This window comes from Hydrogenophaga sp. Root209 (assembly GCF_001428625.1).
Lineage (GTDB): Bacteria > Pseudomonadota > Gammaproteobacteria > Burkholderiales > Burkholderiaceae_C > Hydrogenophaga.
On sequence record NZ_LMIE01000022.1, the window covers coordinates 1 to 21676 of the forward strand.

General features: G+C 63.6%; 32 protein-coding genes. 22 read left to right on the top strand and 10 right to left on the bottom strand.

The annotated features are described in order from the left end of the window. A partial coding sequence (locus tag ASE11_RS11485) for an IS481 family transposase (RefSeq protein ID WP_056272151.1) occupies nucleotides 1-946 on the bottom strand: 946 nt, incomplete at its 3' end. Between the two features lie 582 nt (nucleotides 947-1528). Here ASE11_RS11485 and ASE11_RS26130 point away from each other — a divergent pair. The 6 genes from ASE11_RS26130 (at nucleotide 1529) to ASE11_RS25835 (ending at nucleotide 4890) form a co-directional block, all read left to right on the top strand. After that, complete coding sequence (locus ASE11_RS26130) at nucleotides 1529-2044, top strand: hypothetical protein (protein WP_200959345.1); 516 nt, start codon at nucleotides 1529-1531, stop codon at nucleotides 2042-2044. An 81-nt stretch (nucleotides 2045-2125) separates the two neighbouring features. After that, nucleotides 2126-2842: a phospholipase D family protein gene (locus ASE11_RS11490; RefSeq protein WP_056270983.1), complete on the top strand. Its 717-nt coding sequence runs from the start codon at nucleotides 2126-2128 to the stop codon at nucleotides 2840-2842. Between the two features lie 55 nt (nucleotides 2843-2897). Beyond that, nucleotides 2898-3785 (top strand): restriction endonuclease, encoded by an 888-nt coding sequence (locus tag ASE11_RS11495; protein WP_156406327.1) that lies wholly within the window; start codon nucleotides 2898-2900, stop codon nucleotides 3783-3785. A gap of 23 nt (nucleotides 3786-3808) precedes the next feature. Next, nucleotides 3809-4216 carry a phage holin family protein gene (locus tag ASE11_RS11500; RefSeq protein ID WP_056270989.1) on the top strand — a complete coding sequence of 136 codons (408 nt, stop codon included), beginning with the start codon at nucleotides 3809-3811 and terminating at the stop codon, nucleotides 4214-4216. Between the two features lie 67 nt (nucleotides 4217-4283). After that, complete coding sequence (locus tag ASE11_RS11505) at nucleotides 4284-4592, top strand: nucleotidyltransferase family protein (protein WP_056270992.1); 309 nt, start codon at nucleotides 4284-4286, stop codon at nucleotides 4590-4592. A 97-nt stretch (nucleotides 4593-4689) separates the two neighbouring features. Beyond that, entirely contained in the window at nucleotides 4690-4890 is a 201-nt protein-coding gene (locus tag ASE11_RS25835) for a DUF86 domain-containing protein (protein WP_200959346.1), read from the top strand. 89 nt (nucleotides 4891-4979) lie between these two features. Here the strand turns inward: ASE11_RS25835 and ASE11_RS11515 are convergent, their stop codons facing one another. Next, a complete protein-coding gene (locus ASE11_RS11515) occupies nucleotides 4980-5408 on the bottom strand; it encodes a hypothetical protein (RefSeq protein ID WP_056270996.1) in 429 nt (142 codons plus the stop codon). 214 nt (nucleotides 5409-5622) lie between these two features. On the opposite strand from ASE11_RS11515, the gene ASE11_RS11520 reads away from it, so the two are divergent. Together ASE11_RS11520 and ASE11_RS11525 are read left to right on the top strand one after the other, a co-directional pair. Further along, entirely contained in the window at nucleotides 5623-6138 is a 516-nt protein-coding gene (locus tag ASE11_RS11520) for a helix-turn-helix domain-containing protein (RefSeq protein ID WP_056271000.1), read from the top strand. Then, nucleotides 6131-6841, top strand: a complete 711-nt coding sequence (locus ASE11_RS11525; RefSeq protein ID WP_056271003.1) for a nucleotidyl transferase AbiEii/AbiGii toxin family protein — start codon at nucleotides 6131-6133, stop codon at nucleotides 6839-6841. Before ASE11_RS11520 ends, ASE11_RS11525 begins: the two co-directional genes overlap by 8 nt. A 92-nt stretch (nucleotides 6842-6933) precedes the next feature. Here ASE11_RS11525 and ASE11_RS11530 read toward each other — a convergent pair whose 3' ends face one another. Next, a complete protein-coding gene (locus ASE11_RS11530) occupies nucleotides 6934-7332 on the bottom strand; it encodes a RidA family protein (protein ID WP_056271007.1) in 399 nt (132 codons plus the stop codon). Nucleotides 7333-7457: 125 nt separating this feature from the next. Here ASE11_RS11530 and ASE11_RS11535 point away from each other — a divergent pair, with 125 nt between their 5' ends. Further along, nucleotides 7458-8381 carry a LysR family transcriptional regulator gene (locus ASE11_RS11535; protein ID WP_056271010.1) on the top strand — a complete coding sequence of 308 codons (924 nt, stop codon included), beginning with the start codon at nucleotides 7458-7460 and terminating at the stop codon, nucleotides 8379-8381. 22 nt (nucleotides 8382-8403) lie between these two features. Here the strand turns inward: ASE11_RS11535 and ASE11_RS11540 are convergent, their stop codons facing one another. After that, the gene (locus ASE11_RS11540; protein ID WP_235501268.1) at nucleotides 8404-9096 is read right to left on the bottom strand and encodes a cold shock domain-containing protein; all 693 of its coding nucleotides are present in this window, start codon (nucleotides 9094-9096) and stop codon (nucleotides 8404-8406) included. Here ASE11_RS11540 and ASE11_RS11545 point away from each other — a divergent pair. Together ASE11_RS11545 and ASE11_RS11550 are read left to right on the top strand one after the other, a co-directional pair. After that, nucleotides 9095-10006, top strand: coding sequence for a restriction endonuclease (locus ASE11_RS11545; protein ID WP_056271016.1), 912 nt, complete (start codon nucleotides 9095-9097; stop codon nucleotides 10004-10006). The genes ASE11_RS11540 and ASE11_RS11545 overlap by 2 nt on opposite strands. 25 nt (nucleotides 10007-10031) lie before the next feature. Next, nucleotides 10032-10358 (top strand): hypothetical protein, encoded by a 327-nt coding sequence (locus ASE11_RS11550; protein ID WP_056271021.1) that lies wholly within the window; start codon nucleotides 10032-10034, stop codon nucleotides 10356-10358. Here ASE11_RS11550 and pcp read toward each other — a convergent pair whose 3' ends face one another. Genes pcp through ASE11_RS11570 form a run of 4 tightly spaced genes read right to left on the bottom strand, consistent with a single transcriptional unit; the run spans nucleotide 10359 to nucleotide 13279 of the window. Further along, nucleotides 10359-11000 carry a pyroglutamyl-peptidase I gene (pcp, locus tag ASE11_RS11555; protein WP_056271024.1) on the bottom strand — a complete coding sequence of 214 codons (642 nt, stop codon included), beginning with the start codon at nucleotides 10998-11000 and terminating at the stop codon, nucleotides 10359-10361. An 8-nt stretch (nucleotides 11001-11008) separates the two neighbouring features. Next, nucleotides 11009-11557, bottom strand: coding sequence for an rRNA large subunit pseudouridine synthase E (locus ASE11_RS11560; RefSeq protein ID WP_082585688.1), 549 nt, complete (start codon nucleotides 11555-11557; stop codon nucleotides 11009-11011). Between the two features lie 20 nt (nucleotides 11558-11577). Then, complete coding sequence (locus ASE11_RS11565) at nucleotides 11578-12447, bottom strand: DUF3014 domain-containing protein (RefSeq protein ID WP_056271032.1); 870 nt, start codon at nucleotides 12445-12447, stop codon at nucleotides 11578-11580. Nucleotides 12448-12484: 37 nt separating this feature from the next. Continuing rightward, nucleotides 12485-13279, bottom strand: coding sequence for a tRNA-uridine aminocarboxypropyltransferase (locus ASE11_RS11570; RefSeq protein WP_056271036.1), 795 nt, complete (start codon nucleotides 13277-13279; stop codon nucleotides 12485-12487). A 128-nt stretch (nucleotides 13280-13407) separates the two neighbouring features. Here ASE11_RS11570 and ASE11_RS11575 point away from each other — a divergent pair, with 128 nt between their 5' ends. Together ASE11_RS11575 and ASE11_RS11580 are read left to right on the top strand one after the other, a co-directional pair. Then, complete coding sequence (locus ASE11_RS11575; protein ID WP_156406329.1) at nucleotides 13408-14637, top strand: diguanylate cyclase; 1230 nt, start codon at nucleotides 13408-13410, stop codon at nucleotides 14635-14637. A 159-nt stretch (nucleotides 14638-14796) separates the two neighbouring features. Further along, the gene (locus tag ASE11_RS11580; protein WP_056271042.1) at nucleotides 14797-15189 is read left to right on the top strand and encodes a hypothetical protein; all 393 of its coding nucleotides are present in this window, start codon (nucleotides 14797-14799) and stop codon (nucleotides 15187-15189) included. 15 nt (nucleotides 15190-15204) lie between these two features. Here ASE11_RS11580 and ASE11_RS11585 read toward each other — a convergent pair whose 3' ends face one another. Continuing rightward, entirely contained in the window at nucleotides 15205-15882 is a 678-nt protein-coding gene (locus tag ASE11_RS11585; protein ID WP_056271045.1) for an SOS response-associated peptidase, read from the bottom strand. A gap of 110 nt (nucleotides 15883-15992) precedes the next feature. On the opposite strand from ASE11_RS11585, the gene ASE11_RS11590 reads away from it, so the two are divergent. From ASE11_RS11590 to ASE11_RS11625, 9 genes are all read left to right on the top strand, one after another. Continuing rightward, a complete protein-coding gene (locus ASE11_RS11590; RefSeq protein WP_056271050.1) occupies nucleotides 15993-16970 on the top strand; it encodes a hypothetical protein in 978 nt (325 codons plus the stop codon). A 14-nt stretch (nucleotides 16971-16984) separates the two neighbouring features. Further along, on the top strand, nucleotides 16985-17344 hold the full coding sequence (locus ASE11_RS11595) for a hypothetical protein (protein WP_056271053.1): 360 nt from the start codon (nucleotides 16985-16987) through the stop codon (nucleotides 17342-17344). 36 nt (nucleotides 17345-17380) lie between these two features. Continuing rightward, complete coding sequence (locus ASE11_RS11600) at nucleotides 17381-18025, top strand: DUF938 domain-containing protein (protein ID WP_056271057.1); 645 nt, start codon at nucleotides 17381-17383, stop codon at nucleotides 18023-18025. A gap of 40 nt (nucleotides 18026-18065) precedes the next feature. Further along, nucleotides 18066-18542 carry a TerB family tellurite resistance protein gene (locus ASE11_RS11605; protein WP_056271060.1) on the top strand — a complete coding sequence of 159 codons (477 nt, stop codon included), beginning with the start codon at nucleotides 18066-18068 and terminating at the stop codon, nucleotides 18540-18542. A gap of 118 nt (nucleotides 18543-18660) precedes the next feature. Then, entirely contained in the window at nucleotides 18661-19140 is a 480-nt protein-coding gene (locus tag ASE11_RS11610) for an RcnB family protein (protein WP_082585689.1), read from the top strand. A gap of 124 nt (nucleotides 19141-19264) precedes the next feature. Next, nucleotides 19265-19870: a thioredoxin fold domain-containing protein gene (locus tag ASE11_RS11615; RefSeq protein WP_056271068.1), complete on the top strand. Its 606-nt coding sequence runs from the start codon at nucleotides 19265-19267 to the stop codon at nucleotides 19868-19870. Nucleotides 19871-19936: 66 nt separating this feature from the next. Next, nucleotides 19937-20077, top strand: a complete 141-nt coding sequence (locus ASE11_RS26220; protein ID WP_164474141.1) for a hypothetical protein — start codon at nucleotides 19937-19939, stop codon at nucleotides 20075-20077. Nucleotides 20078-20084: 7 nt separating this feature from the next. Next, on the top strand, nucleotides 20085-20366 hold the full coding sequence (locus ASE11_RS11620; protein ID WP_056271071.1) for a DUF427 domain-containing protein: 282 nt from the start codon (nucleotides 20085-20087) through the stop codon (nucleotides 20364-20366). 110 nt (nucleotides 20367-20476) lie between these two features. Beyond that, nucleotides 20477-21019, top strand: a complete 543-nt coding sequence (locus ASE11_RS11625; RefSeq protein WP_200959347.1) for a DUF4399 domain-containing protein — start codon at nucleotides 20477-20479, stop codon at nucleotides 21017-21019. Nucleotides 21020-21040: 21 nt separating this feature from the next. Here ASE11_RS11625 and ASE11_RS11630 read toward each other — a convergent pair whose 3' ends face one another. Beyond that, nucleotides 21041-21634, bottom strand: a complete 594-nt coding sequence (locus ASE11_RS11630) for an NAD(P)H-dependent oxidoreductase (RefSeq protein ID WP_235501270.1) — start codon at nucleotides 21632-21634, stop codon at nucleotides 21041-21043. Nucleotides 21635-21676: the final 42 nt, after the last annotated feature.

Here is a 21676-nt window from a genome sequence, read left to right on the forward strand (position 1 = left end):
TGTGAAGAGTCAAGAGGTTGTTTCTTGAGCGAGTGAGCCGGGACATGGGAGCGATGCCGCCAATGCCTTGATGAGGGCGGTGCCAGTTGTAGTGGTGATTCCAGTAGTCCAGCGCAGCCGTGCGCTCGCTGGAGTTCTGATAGGTGAAGCCATAGGCCCACTCACGCAGGGCCGACTGGATGAAGCGCTCGGCCTTGCCGTTGGTCTGCGGCCGGTAGGGACGCGTGAACCGGTGGCGGATGCCCAGCTCCTGGCAGGCCCGCGCGAAGTCCCGTGACCGGAAGGCCGCTCCGTTGTCTGTGAGCAGGCGCTGGATGCGCACGCCCAGGCTGGCGTAGTAGGCGTGTGCGTTGCGCAGGAACTGCACCGCGTTGGGGGCCTTCTCGTCGGCGTGGATGTCGGTGAAGGCGATGCGGGCGTGGTCATCGATGGCCACGAACAGCATCTCCCAGCCGGCGCCCTCCACGCTGTCCTTGCGGTTGCCCGTCACGCGGTGGCTGGGCCTCACGATGCGCCCGAGCTTCTTGGTGTCGATGTGCAGCATGTCACCCGGGGCTGCATGCTCGTAGCGCACTACCGGCTCGACGGGTTGCAGGTCGCTCAGGCGTGAGAGACCCGCGCGGGCCAGGACCCGCCCCACGGTGCTCTTGGAGAGACCCAGGGCCGCCGAGATGCGCGCCTGCGTGAGCCGCTTGCGGCGCAACTCCACCACGGCCAGGGCTTTGGCCGGCTCGATGGCGCGCGGTGAGTTCGCGGGGCGCGAGGAGGCGTCAACCAGGCCAGCTTGGCCCAGCGCCAGGTAGCGCCCCAGCCACTTGCGCGCGGTGGGCGCGCTCACGCCGTGCGCCTGAGCGGCTGCGCAGGCACTCAGTCCATGCTCCGTGATGTCTTGAACCATTTCGATTCGACGCGCCAGCGTAAGTCGGGCATTCTTATGGATGTTCATCTGGTTGAGTTCCTTGAGGGTTCTGGGGGTGTGGTAATTCCCAGTCTCTCAAACTCAACTCAGATGAACACATACAACCTATTGGGCCTTCACANTCATCTGGTTGAGTTCCTTGAGGGTTCTGGGGGTGTGGTAATTCCCAGTCTCTCAAACTCAACTCAGATGAACACATACAACCTATTGGGCCTTCACACCTAGTGGGCGAAGTAGTTGAAGATCAGGTCTCGGCAGCGAGTGGGATGGGGAACGCGGAAGTCTCTATTAAAGGTGAAGATTCCCAAGGGGACTCAATAAGAGGAAACAATGAAGACTTTTCTCTATCTGTAGAACTTGAAAATTTGTCTAGCAGAATCTCAGCTGCCGCCAAGCAGTTACTTGAGACTTTCTTGAATCTTGCAAACACCGGAGTTATTAAACTACCGACACCCTCTGCAGAGACAGTTCAAAAAGTTCAGAGTTTCTTCATCTCAAAATAAAATGAAACTCAACTTCAAATCATCCGAATTGACTTCAGAAAAGTCTCTTTGAGATGTATATCTACTCACAAGGAAAATTAGACCAAGCCTACTACACATTGTGGTCTTGACCGCAACAGCCGCTGCACTCACATTTAAAGCATGCGCGCTTACCAACCACGCAGACTCGCTGTTAATAGAGATTAGAACTTGGGCCGCAAACGGCTTCAACTTTTCAATTACAACACTTGGCTTCTTAATTGCCGGATTCACAATATTTGTGACAGTCGCAAAACCCGGCATGATGTTGGCAATGATGGATCACACTGATCCTGAAACCAAACTACCAACATTAAAAGCAAATCTCGCGAAATTCATGCATGTGTTTATCATCTATATCGCATGTTCCGGCTTGTATCTCTCGATCCTTTTATTTGGCCAAAACAATAGCATTGTTTGGTGGGTAATAAAATTCACACCCGATCCTCTACTTCTAAGAGATACAATAATAGTTATTGCATATGTATATGTCGGTACGAGCTTCGCATACTTACTCCTCACACTGAAGAGTTTTATTTATAATATCTATACAATTGTTATGAATTTTCTTCGCTGGGAAAGAGAGAACTCAAACAATCAATAAATACTCGCGATCAAATTAAATATTTGGAATCAAATTCCGATTGATTGAACCACAAGCGATCATTTTCGAGGGAGAAAAATAATGGCGAAATTTCTATCCACTACCGGCACCAACTACCACTTGGAAGAATTGATCAAAGGCGCATCCGACCGCCTGATCCTGATCAGCCCCTTCCTAAAGCTCAACGACCGCATGAAAGAGCTTCTGGCGGACAAGAACCGCTTGAAGATCGACGTGCGCATCGTTTACGGCAAGAGTGAGTTGCAGCCGCAGGAGATTGAATGGCTGCGCGGCTTGACCTACATCCGCACCAGCTTCTGCAAGAACCTGCACGCCAAGTGCTACATGAATGAAGAGATGTGCATCATCACCAGCCTGAACCTCTACGAGTTCAGCCAGGTGAACAACAACGAGATGGGCATCCTGATCCAGCGCGGAGAAGATAGCCAGCTCTACAAAGACGCCTACGAAGAAGCCCAGCGCATCATTCGCATCAGCGAAGAAGTGCGCATCACGCTGGAGCGCGTGTCCCATGAGCCCGAAGCTACTGCTGCTGAGACTGGCAAGGGTGTTGATTCAGATTCGGTCGGCGACAAGCTGGCCTCGTCCAAGATCGCGGCCAAGCTGGGCATGAAGACGGCCCAGTTCATGGACCGCGCCGCCGAGCAAGGCTTTTTGACGGTGGACGGCGACAAACATCTGCTGACTGCCAAGGGCGAAAAGGCGGGTGTGGAGTTCGTGGCCAAGTCCCGGTTCGGGCCTTACTTTCTTTGGCCGCAGGACTTTCATCCGGTCTGAGCGCAGACCACGCGCATTCGTTAGCTGACAACGGCGAGTACAGCGGGCAACAGAGATGGCCTACCGTGGCAATCGACGCCGAGGACATCGACAGCAGTCCAACGAAACGTTCCCGGACAGGGTCTTTACCGTCCTGGTTTTGACTGCCCTGCTTTGGGTGGCCAGCGAGTACATGCAAGGACGCCCTCACCTCGCATCTGCAGGAGCCGGTCTGCGCTCCGTGCTCTGGCTTCCATTGACTATCGGTGTGGGCTTGCTGGGCCTGCACTTCGTCTTTCGGGCGCTGGCTGCCTTGTCCTCCAACACTGACTCGGCACGCAACTCCTTCGACGATCGGCGTGATCCGCTTTTTGCCGGAGCCAAGGCGCAGACAGGGCCGGTCACTGAGGTTCATTGGAGTTCCAAGGTCTTCGCTGCCATCGAATGGAGGCGCTTCGAGGCGGTTGTGGAAACCCTGTTTGCGCAGGCAGGCTATGAAACGCGGTCGCAGTTGCACGGAGCGGACGGCGGGGTGGACATCTGGCTGTATTCGAAGAACCCCAATAACTCGGTGTCGGTGGTGCAGTGCAAGCACTGGCAAGGCAATCCGGTCACGGTGAAGGAACTGCGCGAATTCCTGGGTGTGATGGCGTCGCATGGCATCAAGCGCGGCACCTTCGCCACCTCGTCGCGCTACACGTCCGATGCGGTGGCGTTTGCCAAGGCCAACGGCATCACCGCGCAGAACGGCAACGATCTGCTCAGGTTGATTGCCCAGCGCTCACCAGAGCAGCAGGCCCGCCTGCTGGAAGTGGCGTACGAAGGTGAGTACTGGAAGCCCACGTGCGCCAGCTGTGGCGTGAAGATGGTGCAGCGCGAAGCCAGGGGGAACGGGGCACGGTTCTGGGGTTGCACGAACTATCCCCGCTGCAAGTGCACACTCCCCATGAAGACAGTCGATTGAACCCATCACACACCACCCCTCACATGCTCGCCAACGTAACCCCCTTCCTCCTCCACTGGGCCATCACCGCCTTCTCCCTGTGGGTGGCGAGCCATCTGTTCAAAGGCATCCGGTTCGGCAGCACCTCGGCGCTGGTGGTGTCAGCCCTGCTGCTGGGTCTGGCCAATGCGATCGTGCGGCCGCTGCTGGTGGTGCTCACGCTGCCCTTGACGCTGCTGAGCTTTGGCCTGTTCCTGCTGGTGATCAACGCGCTGATGCTGTTGCTGGTGGCCAAGCTGGTGGACGGCTTCAAGGTCGACGGGTTCTGGACGGCGTTCTGGGCCAGCCTGTTCATCTCGCTGCTCAGCCTGGTGCTCGGCGCCTTCGTGCTGGGCGGCACGCCCGAGTTCACCATCGAGACCAGCCCGGCCCCGGGGCGGGTGTGGCTTTGAGGCTTGGGCGCGGCCGAGTCTTGCCCCGCCATTGCTGATCTGCTCGGCCCGTCGATACACTCAGCCCATGCATCCCGCCATCTCCCAACACCGCTCAGGCATCGCTGCCATCTGCCAGCGCCACGGCATTCGCCGCCTGGAGGTGTTTGGCTCGGCTGCACGGGCCGATGACTTCAACCCAGATAGCAGCAACGCAGACTTTCTGGTGGAGTTCGCCCCGGGTGTTCACCCCGATCTGAATTCCTTCTTTGGCGCGAAGTCGGATCTGGAACAGTTGCTCGGCCGGGGGGTGGACTTGGTGGAACCCGGCGCGGTGCGCAACCCCTACGTGCTGGCCAACATCAATCGCCATCGCGAAGCCGTTTATGCAGCGTGATCCGCGCGCTTTCCTGTGGGACGTGCGCGAAGCAGCATTGGCCATTCAGTCCTTCACGTCCGGTATGGACGCCACGGCGTAAGTCGGCAGCGAACTGGTGCAAGCGGCAGTGGAGCGCAAGTTCGAAGTGATCGGGGAAGCGCTGAACCAGTTGGCCAAACTGGATCCATCGCTCGCGGCACGCATTGCAGACCTGCCGCAGATCGTGGCCTTTCGCAACCAGCTCATTCACGGCTACGCCACGGTCAACCCCACCACCGTGTGTGGAACATTGCTCAGAACGCTCTGCCAGGCTTGATCGACGCCGTTCAGGGTTTACTGGACGGGTTGGCTTGAACTGGCAACTGATGCCGTATGCGTTGGCGGAGGCTGTTGATGCCGCCGCTCTCAGTGCAGCGTGTTCGCCATGATCTGGTGCACTTCCTGCTCCAGACCCTGCGACGGTATGACCACCATCTGCTTGCCACCGAATTCCGCCGAGTAGCGCGGCGATTCGCTGGCGTGCTGATAGGCCTCGCCAAGCCGGAAGATCAACTCCCCGACTTCGACTTGCGATAGATGGTGCTCCTTGGCCATGTCATTGAGGCTGGAGACCTTGCCGTCATGAATCCAGGCAATGCCAAAGCTCTCGGGTGGTTTGCCGAGGAAGACGAAGGCTTCATGCTCTGCCGGCACCACTTGCAGGTGGTCAGACACCTTGTGCGCCAGCTCCTCCAGCGGTGTTTTGATTTCATCGAGCTTGCCAATAGCCTCGCTGCCCGGCGGCAGCGGCGGATACATGACTTTGCTGCCGAAAAACTTGTCGAGTAGTCCCATGTTGTTCTCCTTTGAGAAGACAAATAAGAGAGCCTGACGACAACCCACGGCGTGGAGAGACAAGTCGCCAAGCACATCGACCATAGACCTTCAGAGCCGCCAGTTCAACTCGGATCGATGAACCGTGTGTTCCCTGAAGGGCCACGGAAGTTTCGACACGACTTTTGTTTCTCAAACTTGACAAAATGACAATTTTGATCAGAATAAGAAACAAATGTCAGCCCAATCACCTCCCCCGCTCGACCAAAGCACCGCGCAGCTGCAAGCCCTGGGCGCGCAGCTTCGCGCGCGCCGCAAGGCACTGCGTGTGAGCAGCACGGCGGCGGCCGAGGCGGCGGGCATGTCGCGGGTGACGCTGCACCGCATTGAGAAGGGCGAGCCTTCGGTGGCAGGTGGCGCATGGGCCAATGCCATGGCGGCGCTGGGTATGACGCTGCTGGCCCGCAATGCTGAAGACGCCGAAACCGATGGGGAGGGTGCGAGCCCGGCAGATCTGGCCGAGTGGATTCCGGTGCGGGTGCACCTGGCGGACTACCCGCAGTTGAAGGCCCTGGCCTGGCAGGTGCACGGTATCGACACGCTTTCACCCCTGGAGGCCTTGGGTATTTACGAGCGCAATGCGCGCCATCTGGACACTGCTGCCATGTTGCCCGCCGAGAGGGCGCTGTTGCAGGCGCTGCGCACGGGTCTGGGTGGTGGCGCGGCGGTGGTGGGCACACCCGATGTTTGAACGCCCTCACCACCAGCGCATTGCACATGTGCTCGCCGCGCTGGACGGCGATGCGCTGCGGCGGCATGGCTGCTTGTTTGGCGGCGGCACCTGCATCGCCCTGCGCCATGGCGAGTACCGCGAATCGGTGGACATCGATTTTCTGGTGTCCGACGCTGCGGGCTACCGGGAACTGCGTCAGTTGCTCACAGGCGCCGGTGGGCTCAACGCCCTGGTCAGGCCTGGCGCTCAGCCGCTGGAGATGCTGCGCGAGGTGCGCGCCGATCAGTACGGCCTGCGCACGGTGGTGCAAATGGACGGCCAGGCCATCAAGTTTGAAATCGTGCGCGAGGCACGCATCTCGCTGGAAGCGCCGACCAAGGACGATGAGGTGTGTGGCATTGGCACGCTCACGCCGCTGGATCTCGCGGCTTCGAAAATGTTGGCCAATTCAGACCGGTGGGCGGACGACGGTGTGTTCAGCCGCGACGTGATCGACCTGGCCATGATGGGCTTGCGCCTGCCCCTGCTGCGCACGGCGCTGGCCAAGGCCGAGCAAGCCTACGGCCCCGCCGTGGCGCGAGATCTGGCCAAAGCCATTGACCGACTGCAAGACCGCCAGGGCTGGCTGGAGCGCTGCATGCAGGCCATGGCCATGACGCTGCCCAAGGCGGTGCTCTGGCAAAAGATTCGCGCGCTGCGCAGGTTGTTGAAGCCGGTTTGAGTCTTCTATGCATGGGGATTCACTGGCTGACCTTCTGTGGCGCTCAGCCCCGGATCGCCTCAACGATGAAGCGCAAAAGCCAGTTTTGCGCTTCAAGCGGCCTCAGGCAGCTTCGCAATCACCTTGATCTCGAACTGAAACCCGTAGAGCCATGTCACGCCAACGCCGGTGAGCGTGGGGTACGGGGCTTCGCCCCAATGTTCGCCAAACACCTGCCAGATGGTTTCGAAATTTGACTCCGGGTCGACGATGAAGACGGTCACGTCGACCACGTCCTTGAACGTGCAGCCGGCGGCCGAGAGGATCGTGTTGAGGTTGTCGAATGCCAGGCGGACCTGGCCTTTCAGATCGGCCTCGGGTGAGCCATCAGGCCGGCTGCCCACCTGCCCCGAGACGAACAGAAAACCGTTGGAGCGGATCGCTGGCGAGTAGTGGTTCTTTTCATAGAGAGCCTGGCGCCCAGCGGGAAAGACAACATCACGTGCAGACATGGAATACCTCTTTGATGGGTGGGAATGGATCGACTCTAGGCATTCACGGCCTGCAGATAAACGGGCAAGTCGCACAATGACTGTTTGAGATTCCCAAACAATCGAACGAGGTATGAGGAACAGCCATGGACCGTTTTGATGCGATGCAGGCCTTTGCCCGCGTGGTGGAAGCTGGCAGCTTCACCAAGGCAGCGCAGACGCTGCACATGAGCAAGACCACGGTGACGCAGTTGGTGCAGCAACTGGAGGCGCGGTTGCGCGTGAAGCTGCTGAACCGCACGACGCGGCAGGTGAAGGTGACAGCTGATGGCGCTGCTTACTACGAGCGCGTGGTGCGCCTGTTGGCGGACATGGAAGACGCGGACACCAGCCTTTCCAGTGCATCTGCCTCGCCCCGCGGGCGCTTGCGCGTGGACGTGCCCAGCCCGCTGGCCCGCATGATCCTGATGCCGGCCCTGCCGACGTTTCATGCGCGTTACCCCGAGATCCAGCTCCACATGGGCGTGAGCGACCGTATGGTGGACCTGATCGGCGACAACGTGGACTGCGTGCTGCGCGGCGGTGAAGTCACCGACCCGTCGTTGATCGCGCGCCGCGTGGGCGACCTGCAGCTCGGCGTCTACGCGGCCCCCAGCTACCTGGCGCTCGCGGGCACGCCGCTGCACCCGCGCGAGCTGGAAGACACGCACCACCGCACGGTGGGTTTTCTGCGCGCACGCAGCGGCACGGTGGCGCCCCTGGGCATGGAGCGCGATGCTGAGCGCATCGAGGTGCAGGGGCGCTATGCGGTGGCCGTTGACGACGGCAACGCCTACCTGGCGGCAGGGCTCGCCGGCATGGGCGTGCTATGGCTGCCGCACTACATGGCCCAGGACCACGCAGCGCGCGGCGAACTGGTGCCGCTGTTCGACGGCTGGCATTGCGATTCGATGCCGATGCACGTGGCCTTCCCGCCGAACCGACACGTGAGCGCGAAGCTGCGGGCGTTCATTGACTGGGTGGTGGAGTTGATGGCGGTGCATGCGCCGGTGGTGGTCGGGCGCGCTTGAGGTTGCAGCCGGCCCCGGTCTCTCAGCGTTCAAACAGCCCTTTGCACAACTGGTCCTCGCAAGGGACTCCGTCATCATCGCCGTCCATCTTCATGCCGGGGCAGTTCTTCAGGAACAGCTTGGCCTCTGTGCATGAGGTCATTTGCGAGCAGTGCTGGCGCCCGTCGCACTGGAATGTGCTGCGAGCTGGTTGGTCCGCCGCTGGCGCCGGCGCGCTGATCACGCTCTGGCTTGCAGTTGGCACAGGCGGCACCCGCTCGCTGTACTGCGCATACGCATACCAGCCCAGCCCGGCCACGAAGAGCAAGGTGATGAAGCGAGAGGCGAACGGTGACGATTCGGAACGCCGGGGTGCTCTCCGTCCAGTGGTCGCCATCCGTTCGTTCCGACGCGACTGTGCGTGCTGCTCAGCCCCCGGCCTGCGGACCCGGGCCGCACGTTTGCGGCCGTCCTTGTCCAGCTCGATTTCAAACGACAGCGCCTCTCCCACGGTGGGCAAACGCCCGTCGCGCGGGAAGGTGGACACGTGCACAAAGATCGGCTGGTCGCCATGCTCGGCGACGACAAAACCGAAACCTCGATCGGCGTTCCACTTCTTGAGTTGGCCATTGAAGCGGGTGGCGGTTGCATTCATTGCCGCATTGCCTTCTTGACGTTCTTGGGCATGCCTCATCATGCCGTTGACGCAACACAACGGACAGGGGGAATCGAACATGGCAAGACAACGTCAACGAAAATCCAACAGAGGCCCACGCCAGCCGTTCCTTGAAAAAGGCGCCGCTGCTCTGACCATCGGTGTTGCCATGCTGCTGGCGTCGCTCATGCTCTCTGGCAGCACCGTGATGGATGCGGTGGCCCGAGGTCTTCGAACCCCAGCCTGGTTCGCCCTGGGCATTGGCGCAGTGTTGATCGGCATCCACGTGTTGATCAACCGCGTTGTCAACAAGCCGGGTGGCGCGCTCGTGGTACCCGCCGCCAAGCCCCAAGAGCCCAAGGCCTTGCGTCAGCGCTTTGACGAAGTGGCGTATCGCCGGCCCGATGAGCAAAGTACGTTGGCGGCAACACCCGTTCCTACCCAATGGAGCCCTGCCGTGTTCCACGCCATCGAATGGCGCCGCTTCGAGGCGGTGTGCGAAGCCTTGTTCGCCCAGGCCGGGTTTGAAACACGCTCGCAGTCGCACGGGCCCGATGGTGGGGTGGACGTCTGGCTGCATTCAAAGAACGCGCGGGGTGCCGTGTCGGTGGCGCAATGCAAACACTGGCAGTCCAAGGCGGTGGGCGTGAAGGAGGTGCGCGAGTTCTTCGGCGTGATGTCGTCGCACCAGCTCAAGCGCGGCACCTACGCCACCACGTCCACTTTCACACCCGATGCCGTTGCCTTCGGCAAAAGCAACGGCATCCACCTGCTGGACGGCGCGGGTCTGCTCAAGCAGATCGCGCAGCGCACACCAGAACAGCAACAGGCCCTGTTGGCGGTGGCATTTGAAGGCGACTACGCACGGCCGACCTGCGCGAGCTGCGGCACCAAGATGGTGGAACGCACACCAACCAAGGGCGGTTCGGCGTTCTGGGGGTGCAAGAACTATCCGAGGTGTCGTTCCAAGTTGGCAATGTCGCGTCGATGAGGTCAACCGCCCCCAAACCCCCACCATGGCCCGCCGCCCCCACCACCACGTCTACGTGATCGAGCTGTCCAAAGACGTGCTGCTCGAACCGAGGTTCCGCAAGAACAACCCGGGCTACGTCGACGGCAAACCCTGCGTGTATGTGGGCATGACCGGGCTGGACCCGGACGTGCGGTTCGACAAGCACAAGGCGGGCATCCAGTCGAACGCGTATGTGCAGAAATACGGGTTGCGCCTGCTGCCCGATCTGTACGAGGGCTTCAACCCGATGAAATACGCCGATGCGGTGGACAAGGAGATTGAAGTGGGCATCGACCTGCGCTCGGCCGGCTTCGGGGTCTGGCAGGCCTGATCAGTTGGTGGCGCCAGCGCCAAGCGCTGTGTCTTGCTCGATCAACATCGCGCAGCGCACCGCCAGCTTCAGCCCGCGCACGATGTCCTCCAGCGGCATGCTCGGGCTGCCCTGCTCCGGCAGCCACGGCACGTGAATGAATCCACCACGCGTGTGCTTGAGTTCGCGTCGCGTGGCCAGCGCGTGCATCAACCCATAGAACACGTGGTTGCAGACGAAGGTGCCGGCGGTTTGCGACACCTCGGCCGCAATACCTGCTTGCTGCAACTCGGCCAGCATGGCCTTGATGGGCAGGCTTGTGAAATAGGCCGTGGGTGCGCCCTGCTTCACTGCCGTGTCCACGGGCTGTGCACCCGCGTTGTCGGCGATGGGCGCGTCGTTCACGTTGATGGCCACACGCTCCAGCGACAGCGCGCCGCGCCCACCGGCCTGGCCCACGCACACCACCAGCGCGGGCCGGTGTTTTCTCAGGAGTGCGTTCAGTTCGTTCAGCGATGCGTCGAACACGGTGGGCAGCTGCGCGGCGACCACGGTGTGCCCGAGCACCTGCCGGCCGTGCAGCGCTTTCACCGCCAGCCAGCTCGGGTTCAGCGTCGCACCGCCAAAGGCGTCAAAACCGGTGAGCAGGATCTTGTTTTGCATGGAGATGGTCAGCCCCGCAGCGCACCAGGCGCCAGGTCTTGCAGGGCGTGTGGTCCGATGGCGGCGCGGATGAGGCGCAGCGTGGGGTAGCCTACAGCGGCGGTCATGCGGCGCACCTGGCGGTTGCGCCCTTCAGAGATCACCAGCTCCAGCCAGCTGGTGGGGATGGACTGGCGAACGCGCACGGGTGGGTTGCGCTCCCACAGCGGCGACGGCTCGGGCATGCGGCGCGCGCGGGCCGGGCGGGTGGGGCCGTCGTTGAGTTGCACACCTTGGCGCAGCGCAGCCAGAGCGTCCTCGTCGGGCACGCCTTCCACCTGCACCCAGTAGGTCTTTTCCATCTTGTGGCGCGGGTCGCTGATGCGGGCCTGCAGTTGGCCGTCGTTGGTCAGGAGCAGCAGGCCTTCGCTGTCGGCGTCGAGTCGGCCGGCCACGTACACGCCCGGAATGTCGATGAAATCCTTGAGCCCACGCCAGCGGCCTTCGGGCGTGAACTGGCTCAACACGCCATAGGGCTTGTTGAAGCAGATCAAGCGGGCAACGGGTGCAACAACCATGGGCAGAGGTGCGTCGCCGCTCAGGGCTTGGCGACGCGCTGGCGGATGTCGCGCAGCTTGGCCTGCAGGCGCTGTTGGTGCGCGGGCCCCACGCGCAACAGCATCTTTCGCCCGGCCGAGAGCGACTCCAGCGCCGGATCGGAAAACTCGTACCGCACCCAGGGCTGCGTGGAGGTCACCTCGCCCTTCACCTCCACCAGCGTGACGGCTGGCGCAGCGGTCGGCACCGGGGTGGCGATCAGGTGGTCCAGCACCTGGACCAGTCGGTCGTTGAAGTAACGCCCCGGAAAGCCCAACTCTTCATAGGCTTGCTGAAACAGGGGGTAAAGCCGACGGTACAGCGCGACGGCCTGGGCGGTGTCGACCGAGTCGATCATCAGCACCAGCGGCGCGTAGCGGCGCTGGTTGTCGGGGTGGATGCTCTCAACGCCGTCGCTGCCGCGCTGCACGGTGAAGCGCTCGGGCGTGGGCTTGACGGGCCAGACCAGGGTGGGCGCCTGCTCACGCGCAAGGTTGTCCACCGTGGCCACCGCCCGCCGCACAAAGCCGTCGAGCTGCAGGAAGGCCAGAACGTTCTGGGGCGTGAGCAGATCGGTCAGCAGTTCACCCACTTGTTGATCGGACTCGGCCAGTGTGGGCAACGGTGCGGGCCCGCCAGCGGCCTCGGGGGCTGGGGGATCGATGGGATGCTGGATGGCCGGGGTCGCGGGCGCCAGTGGCACGGGCGTTCCCGCAGGCGCCGGGGCCACGGGTTCAACAACAGGCTCGGGTGCCTGCCGAGGTTTGAAGTGCTGCCAACCGTAGTAGCCGCCAACGAGCACCACAACAAACACGACCGCAGAGGTGATGAGCGCGGGTCGTCGGGAAGTGCGGGGAGTGGGTCGGTACATGCCTCGTCGCCTGGGGTGGGTTGGAAGGCTTCCCATCCTACACCGCTGTTTTTTTGAGCCAAGCCAGGGTCAGCGCCAGCAGCCGCTGGTGAGCCTCGCTCTCGCGGTCAAGCACCACGCTGCGTTTGGCGCTGAGGTAGTGCGTGGTGAACACGTCGAGCCAGGCGGCCAGGCTCTGGGCGGCGTGCGTTTCGCCGGCCAGCGCCAGACACAGCGCCGCCACTTCAGAGGTGCAGAAATGGCTCTCGCGCGCCGAGCGGCGCAGCCGGTAGTTGGACACCTGATCGGGGTGCAGACTGAGCACGGGCAGGTGGTCCAGATAGGGGCTCTTGCGGAACATCTTGCGGGCTTCGGACCAGGTGCCGTCGAGCAGCACAAACAGCGGCTTGCGACCATCCTGCTGCGTCCCGGCTTCCACTGAAGCGCTCAGATCGGTCACCACCCGCTCGGGCTGCACGAACTCGCCCGGAAACACCAGGTAGGGCTGCCACTGCGGATCGGCCAGCAAGGCGAGCAGGCCGGGTTCCACCGCGGTGCGGGACCAGCCAAAGGCCCAGGTGTCGGCCACCACGTCAGCCACCAACCAGCCAGTGTTGCTGGGTTTCAGCGCCTCGATGTCGCCCATGACCAGGCACACCCCGGCGCGCGTGGTCACCCGCGGGCGCAAGGCACACAGGCAATGGCTGGCAATGAGCCGGCAACTGGCGCAGCGCCCGCCACCGGAGCCCCGGGCCACGAAGGGTTTGGCGCTCGCGGCCAGGCGCCGGGCTCGCAGGCTGAACACGGCGTGGCTGGGGCGGGTTTCTGGCGGTGGGGCCACTAAAGATGTCATGGGAAGGACTGTAGGCGCAACGCTCAAGGCACTTCCGAGGCACAAGCTGGGCTGAAAACGCCTCTGTGGTGTTTCCAGCGTGACATTTGTCTCAGGGCGTTTGCCTGCGGCCCACCACAATGCGCCGCATGCCTGTATTTGAAATTGCTGTGTGGTCGGCCATGCTGGGAGGCTTGTTGACGTTGTCGGCCGTGGCGCTGGGCGACGCGCTGTCCAGCCGCTCCACGGGCTCGGTGCGCAACCTGCTCTTCGTGCTGATCGCTGGCGCCAGCTGTGTGGTCATGACGGGGTTGCCCGAGGTCTTTTTTCCGGAGCTGCCCGAGCGCCTGATGATGATGCTCAAGGCGAGCCTGGGGCCGCTGGCGAGCGCCATGGCGCTGTACTTTCTGGGCAACTGGCTGGGTGGTGTGCGCGAAGACGCGCTGGTGCACAACCTCACCGCGCTGGGCGGCACAGCCGTCCTTCTGGTGGCACTGGCCCTGACGGCGGTGTCCTCGCAGGTGGACCCCATGGATTTCCCCGCGCTGCTCATGCTGGCGGCAACCGTCAACCTGGTGCCGGTGCTGCTAGGACTGCTCGCGGTCATCCGCGCGGCCAAGCTGGGCGACCCGCTGGCGCGCTGGATGGGCGTGGGCATGGTGTGCCTGGCGGCCGCCACGGTGGGGCTCTATGCGCGGGGCCTGAGCGTGCCGGGGCTGGGCCTGGGCACCTGGCTGGCCACCGCGGTCTTCACCCTGGCCTACTTCCTGATTGCTTCGGCGCTGGGCCTCTTGCGAAACCGGTACAACCGCGAACTGGCGCGCCTCTCGCGGCTGAACGAAGGCGCCGAGCCCGCCACTGGCCTGCCCACGGGGGCAGCGCTGCTGACCGAGGTCGAACACGTTTTCTGGCGCACGGCGCGGCGCGGTGGCCTCTGCACCGTGGTGTGCCTGCACGTGAGCAACCTCTACGAACTGACCGGCGCTCCCGGACAAGGCACGGAGCATCAGATCCTCGCGACGCTGGCGGCCCGGGTGCGCCGCGCGGCGGGGTTTCGGTGCGTGGTGGGGCTCTACCACCCGCGCTGCTTTGTCGTGGTGCTCGCCAGCGACAAGCTCAACAAGGCGACTTTCGAGACCCTCACCCGTCTGAGCTCCACCGTGGCGTTGCCCCTGTCCGTGATGGATGCGAAGCACATGTACCAGCCCTTCACGCCTCAGTTGGGCATGGGCGTGATCACACTCGAGCCAGACGGCTCCTCGCCGATGGAGGTGATCAACCAGGCCGAACGCCGCGCGCTGGCGCAAGTGGGCGAGGCGCGTGATTCACGCCCGATTTCGCAGCACGACATCGACACCGCGCCGGGGGAGTTGGTGTGATGGCCACACCGCGGCATCACCCGTAAGTCCTCAGTGCAGGAGGCGTCTTAAGTCAAAGCGTTTCCTCGTTCCCGAAGGACTGCACGGCCAGCCGGTGGCAGGCCTGCTTCGTCGGGCCGTGGCGCCGTTCATCTCTGTACCAAGGCACCATGTCAAGGCATGTCAACAGAACAAGATTCCTCGCGCAAGGCGCAAGCCTCGCCACGCAAAACCGCGCGACGCAAACACGACCCGCTGCTGGTCAACGGCGTGAGCTCCCTGGTGGCGGGCTGTGGCCTGTGGATGCTTTCGTTGGCGATGGGCGACCAGGCGACGTTCAAGGTTGCGTCGCGGGCCCTGCTGGCGCCGGCCTGGATGGCGCTGGCGGTGGGTGTGGCCCTCTTGTTGCTGCACGTGGTGATCAAGCGGCGCACCCGCTTTGAAGCCGCCATGCTGCTGCGCCAGCATTCGCGGTTTCATGAGCCCATGCCACCGGTGCTCAACCTGCCCAAAATCAACGCCAAGGCGCCTGCCGCGCGCAGGAAGCGTCCGCGAGCCATGAGCGCTGAATGAGCACTCGCGACCGTTTTACTTCTGCACCGGGTTCGCCGTGAGCAAAGTGGCCGAATAGGCCCGCATGAACTCACGCGCTTTCTCCGGGTGAGGCGCGGTCAGCCAGGCGCTGTAGGCGCCCTCGTTCAAGATCGCCGGCATGCGCTTTTCGCTGCCGGGTTGGCCGTAACGGTGCATCAGCGCGTGGCTGTTGGCGTTCACCGTGAGCAGGCAGAAGCTCACGATGACTTCGCCTCCGGCCCCCTTCCAGCTTTCCCACAAACCCGCCACCCCCATGGGTTTTCCGTCCACCCGGGTGATGCGCGTGGGCACGGGCTTGCCACTGCGCAAGTCGTCTTCCTGAAACGACAGCATGGGCACGATGCAGCGCCGCGCGCCCAGCCAGGCCTCGCGGAAGTTGTTGGAGGTGGTCACGATCTCGCAGCGCGCGTTGACCAGTTTGGTCGATCGCAGCTTGGCGTCCGATGCCGACTTGACCCAGGTGGGCACCAGGCCGAACTGGCCCGTGGCAAGCTCGAATGTGGGCTTGTCGGGCTCGGCGCCCTCGGCCAACGGCTCGGTGGCCACCAGCCGCACGAACACGCCCGGCTTGCGCGGCCACACATCGCGCCCCACCGGCGTGTCGGGGGCCGGCACATTGAAGGCGTCGGGGTACAGGCTGGCCAGCTGAAGGCTCTCAAATTGGGTGCTCATCGGGCCATGCTAGCTGATGGGCGCCCCGAAGCCGGCCTGGATGCGGCCACTTGCCAACGGCGCCTTTTTCGCGCACGCTCCTGCACCTCGGTGAAAACAGGAGGTGCTCCATGAACTATTCGGACGGCTACCTGCGCGAAACCCTGCCGTTCAACAGCCCGCCCGCTTTGCTGGTGCCACCCGAGGTTGAGCTTGCCATCGCCCAGGAGGATGAATCGTCCGGGCTGGACGATGAAGACCTCCTTCATCGCTCCCGGCGCTGGACCCACGCCCTGTTCAGCGAGATGCGTCAGGGTCAATGGGTGTTCCGCCCGCGCACCAACGGGGTGGTGGCTTCGTGGGGCCTGAGCACCGCGTTCAGCAACCCTTTCGAGCGCTGCGCCATCGGCCTCATGGATCCCGAGCATGAAGCCCACGGCTTTGGTCTGGTGCTGACATCGCAGTTGCCGATCGATCGGCCCTTCGAGCTGGTGGGCGAAGCGTTTTTCCCCCGGCTTGCACAGACATTCCCCGTGGGCCTGGGCTCGGCCCGCACGGAACTGCATGCACTGGCGCACCCGGTGGGTGCAACAACGGCCTGTTGGGCCCGCAGCCGCAAGTCGGCGCTCTGGGGCGTGCTCACCGCGGGCCACGCGGTGCGGCATGTGGGGCGCGGGGGGGCGGTCGCGATGTCGCTCGGGCAACAAGGCCAGTTGGGGCGAGCCCGCTACCCGCCGATCGATGCCGCCTTTGTACTGACCACACCACCCGGCGGGCCCATCAGTCCTCAGCCGGTGGCACCCTTGCCGTGCCCGGCCGCGGGCTTTCGGGTCTGGGTGGAGAGCCAGAAGACGCCTCAGCAGCGCCACGTGATCCGCACCATGGACACCCTGGGCGTGGTGCGCACCGGCGCGTTTCCCGTGCTGTCGTTTCTGGATCTGCCCTGCGTGCCAGGCGATTCGGGCGCGCTGGTGAGTGACCTGAACCGGCAGGGCCTCGGTCTGTACCTGGGCAGCATGAACACCAGCCAGGTGCCTGGTGGTGTGGTCGGGCTGGTGCAGAACCTCGAACAGGCGGTGCACGTGCTCAAGGTCGATCCCTTCATCTAAACAGGAGAGCCCACATGGCCAGCAAAAAAACTCCCCCCTGGGAAGTGCAGTTGTTCGTGCCCACCGAATTCGATCTGGGTGACCAGGACCTTGATGAAGACGACTTGGTCGAGAGACATTCTCTGAAAAGCTTTTTCAGCGGTGGTGCCGTCAAGGTGGTGGACGGCGAAGCCATGAAAAAGCAGTGGAAGAAGACCATCGAGGACATGCTTGCGCTGACCTCGTCCATGACCGGCGCTCAGAGCGAATGGTCGCTGGACGGCATTGAAATCGGGCTCACCCTCAGCGCGAAGGGAGAGCTGTTGTTCATTGCCGAGGCCGGCGCCGAAGCCAGCGTGAAACTCACCCTCAAGCGCAAGCCTCCCTCGGTCTGAGACGGGCAGGCGCCGGCACTGTCCCACAATGCACCCATGACTGCCCTTCCCGCCAGCCCCGCCGCCGACCGCAACAAGCAGCCCATACTGGAAACCCTGCAGCGGGTGCTGCCCGAGCGCGGCGTGGCACTGGAAATCGCATCCGGCACCGGCCAGCACGCCACCTGGTTTGCCGCCGGTTTGCCGGGATGGCAATGGCAACCCACCGACCTGCAACCCAGTGCGATGGTCACCATCGCCGCCTGGACAGACCAGTCGGGCGCGCGCAATGTGCTGCCGCCGATGCGGCTGGACGTGATGTCCGAACAATGGCCCGACGAGGGCGATCTGTTCGGTGAGGCGTTTGGCGAGACCTTTGACGCCGTCTACTGCGCCAACATGCTGCACATCGCCCCCTGGGCCGCCTGTGCCGGGCTCATGCGGGGCGCAGCAAGGGTGCTAGCGCCCGGCGGTGTGCTCATCACCTACGGCCCCTACCTCGAAGACGGCGTGCCCACCTCGCCGGGCAACCTGGCGTTTGACGAGAGCCTGCGCAACACACACCCGGACTGGGGCTTGCGTCACCTCGCCCAGGTGGAACAGCAGGCCCGCGAGGTCGGCCTGCACTTGCGCGAGCGCCACGCCATGCCGGCCAACAACCTGTTGCTGGTGTGGGGCCGGGAACCAACGACGCCGGCCTGAGCTCCATCCCCTTCCTCACGCACTCCCTTTCCGCCCGCCCATGCTCAGAAACCTCAAAGACCTGTTCGACAACCTCGCGGCCAGCCTCGGCGCGCCGGCCGGCGCCCAACTGCCTGCCGAGCAGGAACACACGCTGCAACTGTCCACCGCCGTGCTGCTGGTGGAGGTGATGCGCGCCGAGCCCGACTTGAAGGCCAGCGAGCGCGACGCGGTCATCACCGCGCTGCGGCGCAAGTTCGCGCTGACCGACGACGAGGTGGAACGCCTGATGGAGCTGGCCCACGAAACAGCACGCACGGCCTACGACTACCAGCGCTTCACCGGCATGATGAACGAGCGCTTCACCCAGGCGCAGAAGATCAGCGTGGTCGAAGCCATGTGGGACGTGGCGTTTGCCGACCACCACCTCGACGCCAACGAGCACCACGTGATCAGCAAGGTGGCGGGCCTGCTGCATGTGACACACGGCGAGTACATCGCCGCCAAGCTGCACGCCCAGGCCGCCGCCCAGGACTGACGCCCGCGCGGGCCGCACAACCGGCTACGCATCTTTGCCTGCGCTGCGGGGCGCGTTCACCGGGCGGATACATGGGGGGCACAACATGAAGACTCACCAACCCCCAGGAGTCAACTCCATGAAACCCCGAAATCTTGTTGTGTACGCCATCGCTGCCGCCACGTTGAGCGTCAGCTCCCTGTCCTTCGCACAGGGCTATGGTCAGGGCGAGCGTTATGGAGCGCCCACCATGCAACGTGTGGATGATCGCCGCGACGACCGCCGAGACGACCGCCGCGATTTCCGCGAAGACCGCCGGGACGATCGACGCGACTTCCGGCGGGAGCGCCGCGAAGACCGCCGTGATTTCCGCGCCGACCGCCGCGACTACCGCCATGGCGCGCAACCCCGCTACTACTACCAGGCGCGTGGACCGCAGTTCCAGCGCGGACGCTACATCCCCGTCGAATACCGCAACCGCCAGTACGTGGTGGTGAACCCCCATCAGCACCGCCTGTCCGCACCTCCGCGCGGCCACCAGTGGGTGCAGGTCGGCAGTGACTATGTGTTGATCGCGATTGCCACCGGCCTGATCGCCAACCTGATCCTGAACAACTGACCTCCTTCGGTCTACTCGCCCCATCAGGCGCTGCGCACCCCTTCATCCGGGGAGCGCAGCGCCTTTTCCTTGAGGCCTTCGGTCTGCGATGATCCCGACTTCTGCCCACACTGCACCGTCCACCATGAAACTCAGACACGTCGCCCTGCCCTTGCTCGCTTCGCTGGCCCTGCTGTCAGCCTGCTCGAAAGAAGACGCCAGTGCGCCAGCTGCCAGAGCACCCACCGCCACCGCCAACGCTCCGATAGCAGCCGCACAGGCATTGGACGTGCTCGCAGCGCAAGGCAAAGGTTTTGCGGCCGGCAAGATCCTCAGCGCCAATGCCGTTTACGTTTTGTTCGACCCACAATGCCCCCATTGCGCACGCCTGTGGGAAGCCTCGATGCCGCTGCACGGCAGCGTGAAGTTCATCTGGCTCCCGGTGGCCATCATGAACGCCAAAAGCGCCCCCCAGGGCGCGGCCATCATGACCTCCACGAATCCCGTGCAGGCCATGACCGCGCACGAAACATCGCTGCTGACCGGCAACGGCGGCACCGCGGCCTCGGCCGACATCGCACCCGACGTGCTGGCCGCCATCAAGACCAACACCGCCCTGCTTGAACGCCTGGGCGCCACCTCGGTGCCCTACATCGTGGCGCGGCACCAGCGAAGCAACGAGGTGGTGATGCAAGCCGGTGCCAACGACACCCAGGCCCTGGCGAGTTTCCTTGGCATCGGACAGCCTTGAAGCGTGGTTTTGTGCCTTACCATCGTGCAGTCAAGCCGCCTTCGCGGCTGTTAAACGGAGGCCCCCATGGGCAAAGAGCAGCGCAACGAAAAACTGTCCAAAAAACCGAAGAAGGACACCTCCGCGCCCAAGGGGCCGGTCACGTCCGACAGGCCCATGCCCCCCGTGACGGCGGTGGTGCCGCGCGGCAAGGAAAAGAACAAGTGAGCCTGGCATGAAGGCCACCTGGAACGGCGCAGTGATCGCCGAGAGCGACGACACGGTGGTGCTGGAAGGCAACCACTACTTCCCCGAAAGCTCGCTCAACCGCGACCACGTGACCTTCAGCAACCACCGCACCAGCTGCCCCTGGAAGGGCCAGGCGAGCTACTACTCGCTGCTGGTCAACGGTGAACTCAACAGCGACGCGGCCTGGTACTACCCGGACCCCAAGCCCGAAGCCGAAGAAATCCGCGGGCGCGTCGCTTTCTGGAAAGGCGTGAAGGTCGCGCCCTGACCCTGCGCGCGCCGGGGCCGCAATGACCCCGGCCAGCACCGGGCGACTGGCTTGCTTGCCCACCCCGCGGCGTATCCTGAGTGGCACAACCCCACCCCAGGAGACACCCCATGCCCCCTTCCCTGCGCACCGCGCAACTCGGCCTGATGGTGGCCGCCCTGCTCGCGCTCGTTGGCTGCGCGCGCCACGACCACGCTGCCATGCACGCCATGCACCACGGCGGCACGATGACCACCGCGGCACCCACCACCCCGGCGAAGCTCACCCCGAGCACGCCCACGCTGTCGTCCGGCTACAGGAAGGTGACCGCACCGACTGAAGCCAGGGTCTATTTCACCAACCTTCGCAACGGCTCCACGGTCACCAGTCCGGTGAAGGTGGGCTTCGGACTGATCGGCATGGGTGTGGCGCCAGCAGGCTTCGAGAAGGCAGGCACCGGTCACCACCACTTGCTGATCGATGTGGCCGAGGTGGACGCCAACGCGCCGTTGCCCGCCAACGACCAGTTTCGCCACTTCGGCCTGGGGCAGACCGAGACCAGCGTGGAGCTCAAGCCGGGCACCCACACGCTGCAACTCGTGTTGGGCGACCAGAACCACATCCCGCACCACCCGGTGGTGATCAGCGAGCGCATCACCATCACGGTGAAGTGATGGCGGGGCGCGGCGGACCGCTCAGGCCGCCTTCTCGCCCAGTTTCCGCAGTTTGCTCAACCAGCGCGCCACGCCCGCAGTGCCCAGGTTTTCCACCGAGCCGACGAGCGTTTCGTGGATGGGTGCAAAGCCCACGAAACCCAGGATGTTGCGCTCCAGCGATTTGACGCTGTGCGCCCGAAAGTACCAGCGGTAGGCCAGCGCTGGCATGCCCATGGTGACCACCACACGCGCCGAGCGCCCGCTCAGCGGCTTGTGGCCAAACGGCTTGGCGCCTTCGGGGCCGACCGCAAAACCCGGGCGCGCGACCTGCTCCAGAAAGGCCTTGAGCAGCGCCGGCATGTCGCCCAGCCAGAGCGGGAAGAAGATCACCACGTGTTGGGCCCAGGCGATGCCGTCCTGCGCGGGCTGCAGGGTCGGCGGCAGCGTGCCGTGGTGCCAGGCCTCCGCGGTCTTGAGCACGGGAAAATCGAGCGCACCCAAGCCGATGCGCCGCACCTCGTGGCCCCCGGCGCGAGCGCCATCGGCATAGGCCTCGGCGAGGACATGGTTGAGGCGCTCCACGCTCGCATCTGGATGGCCTTCTATCAGCAGGATGCGGCGGGAGGTGGTCATGGCGGGCTCCATCGGGTGAGGAAGCTCCATGTTGCGGCCCGA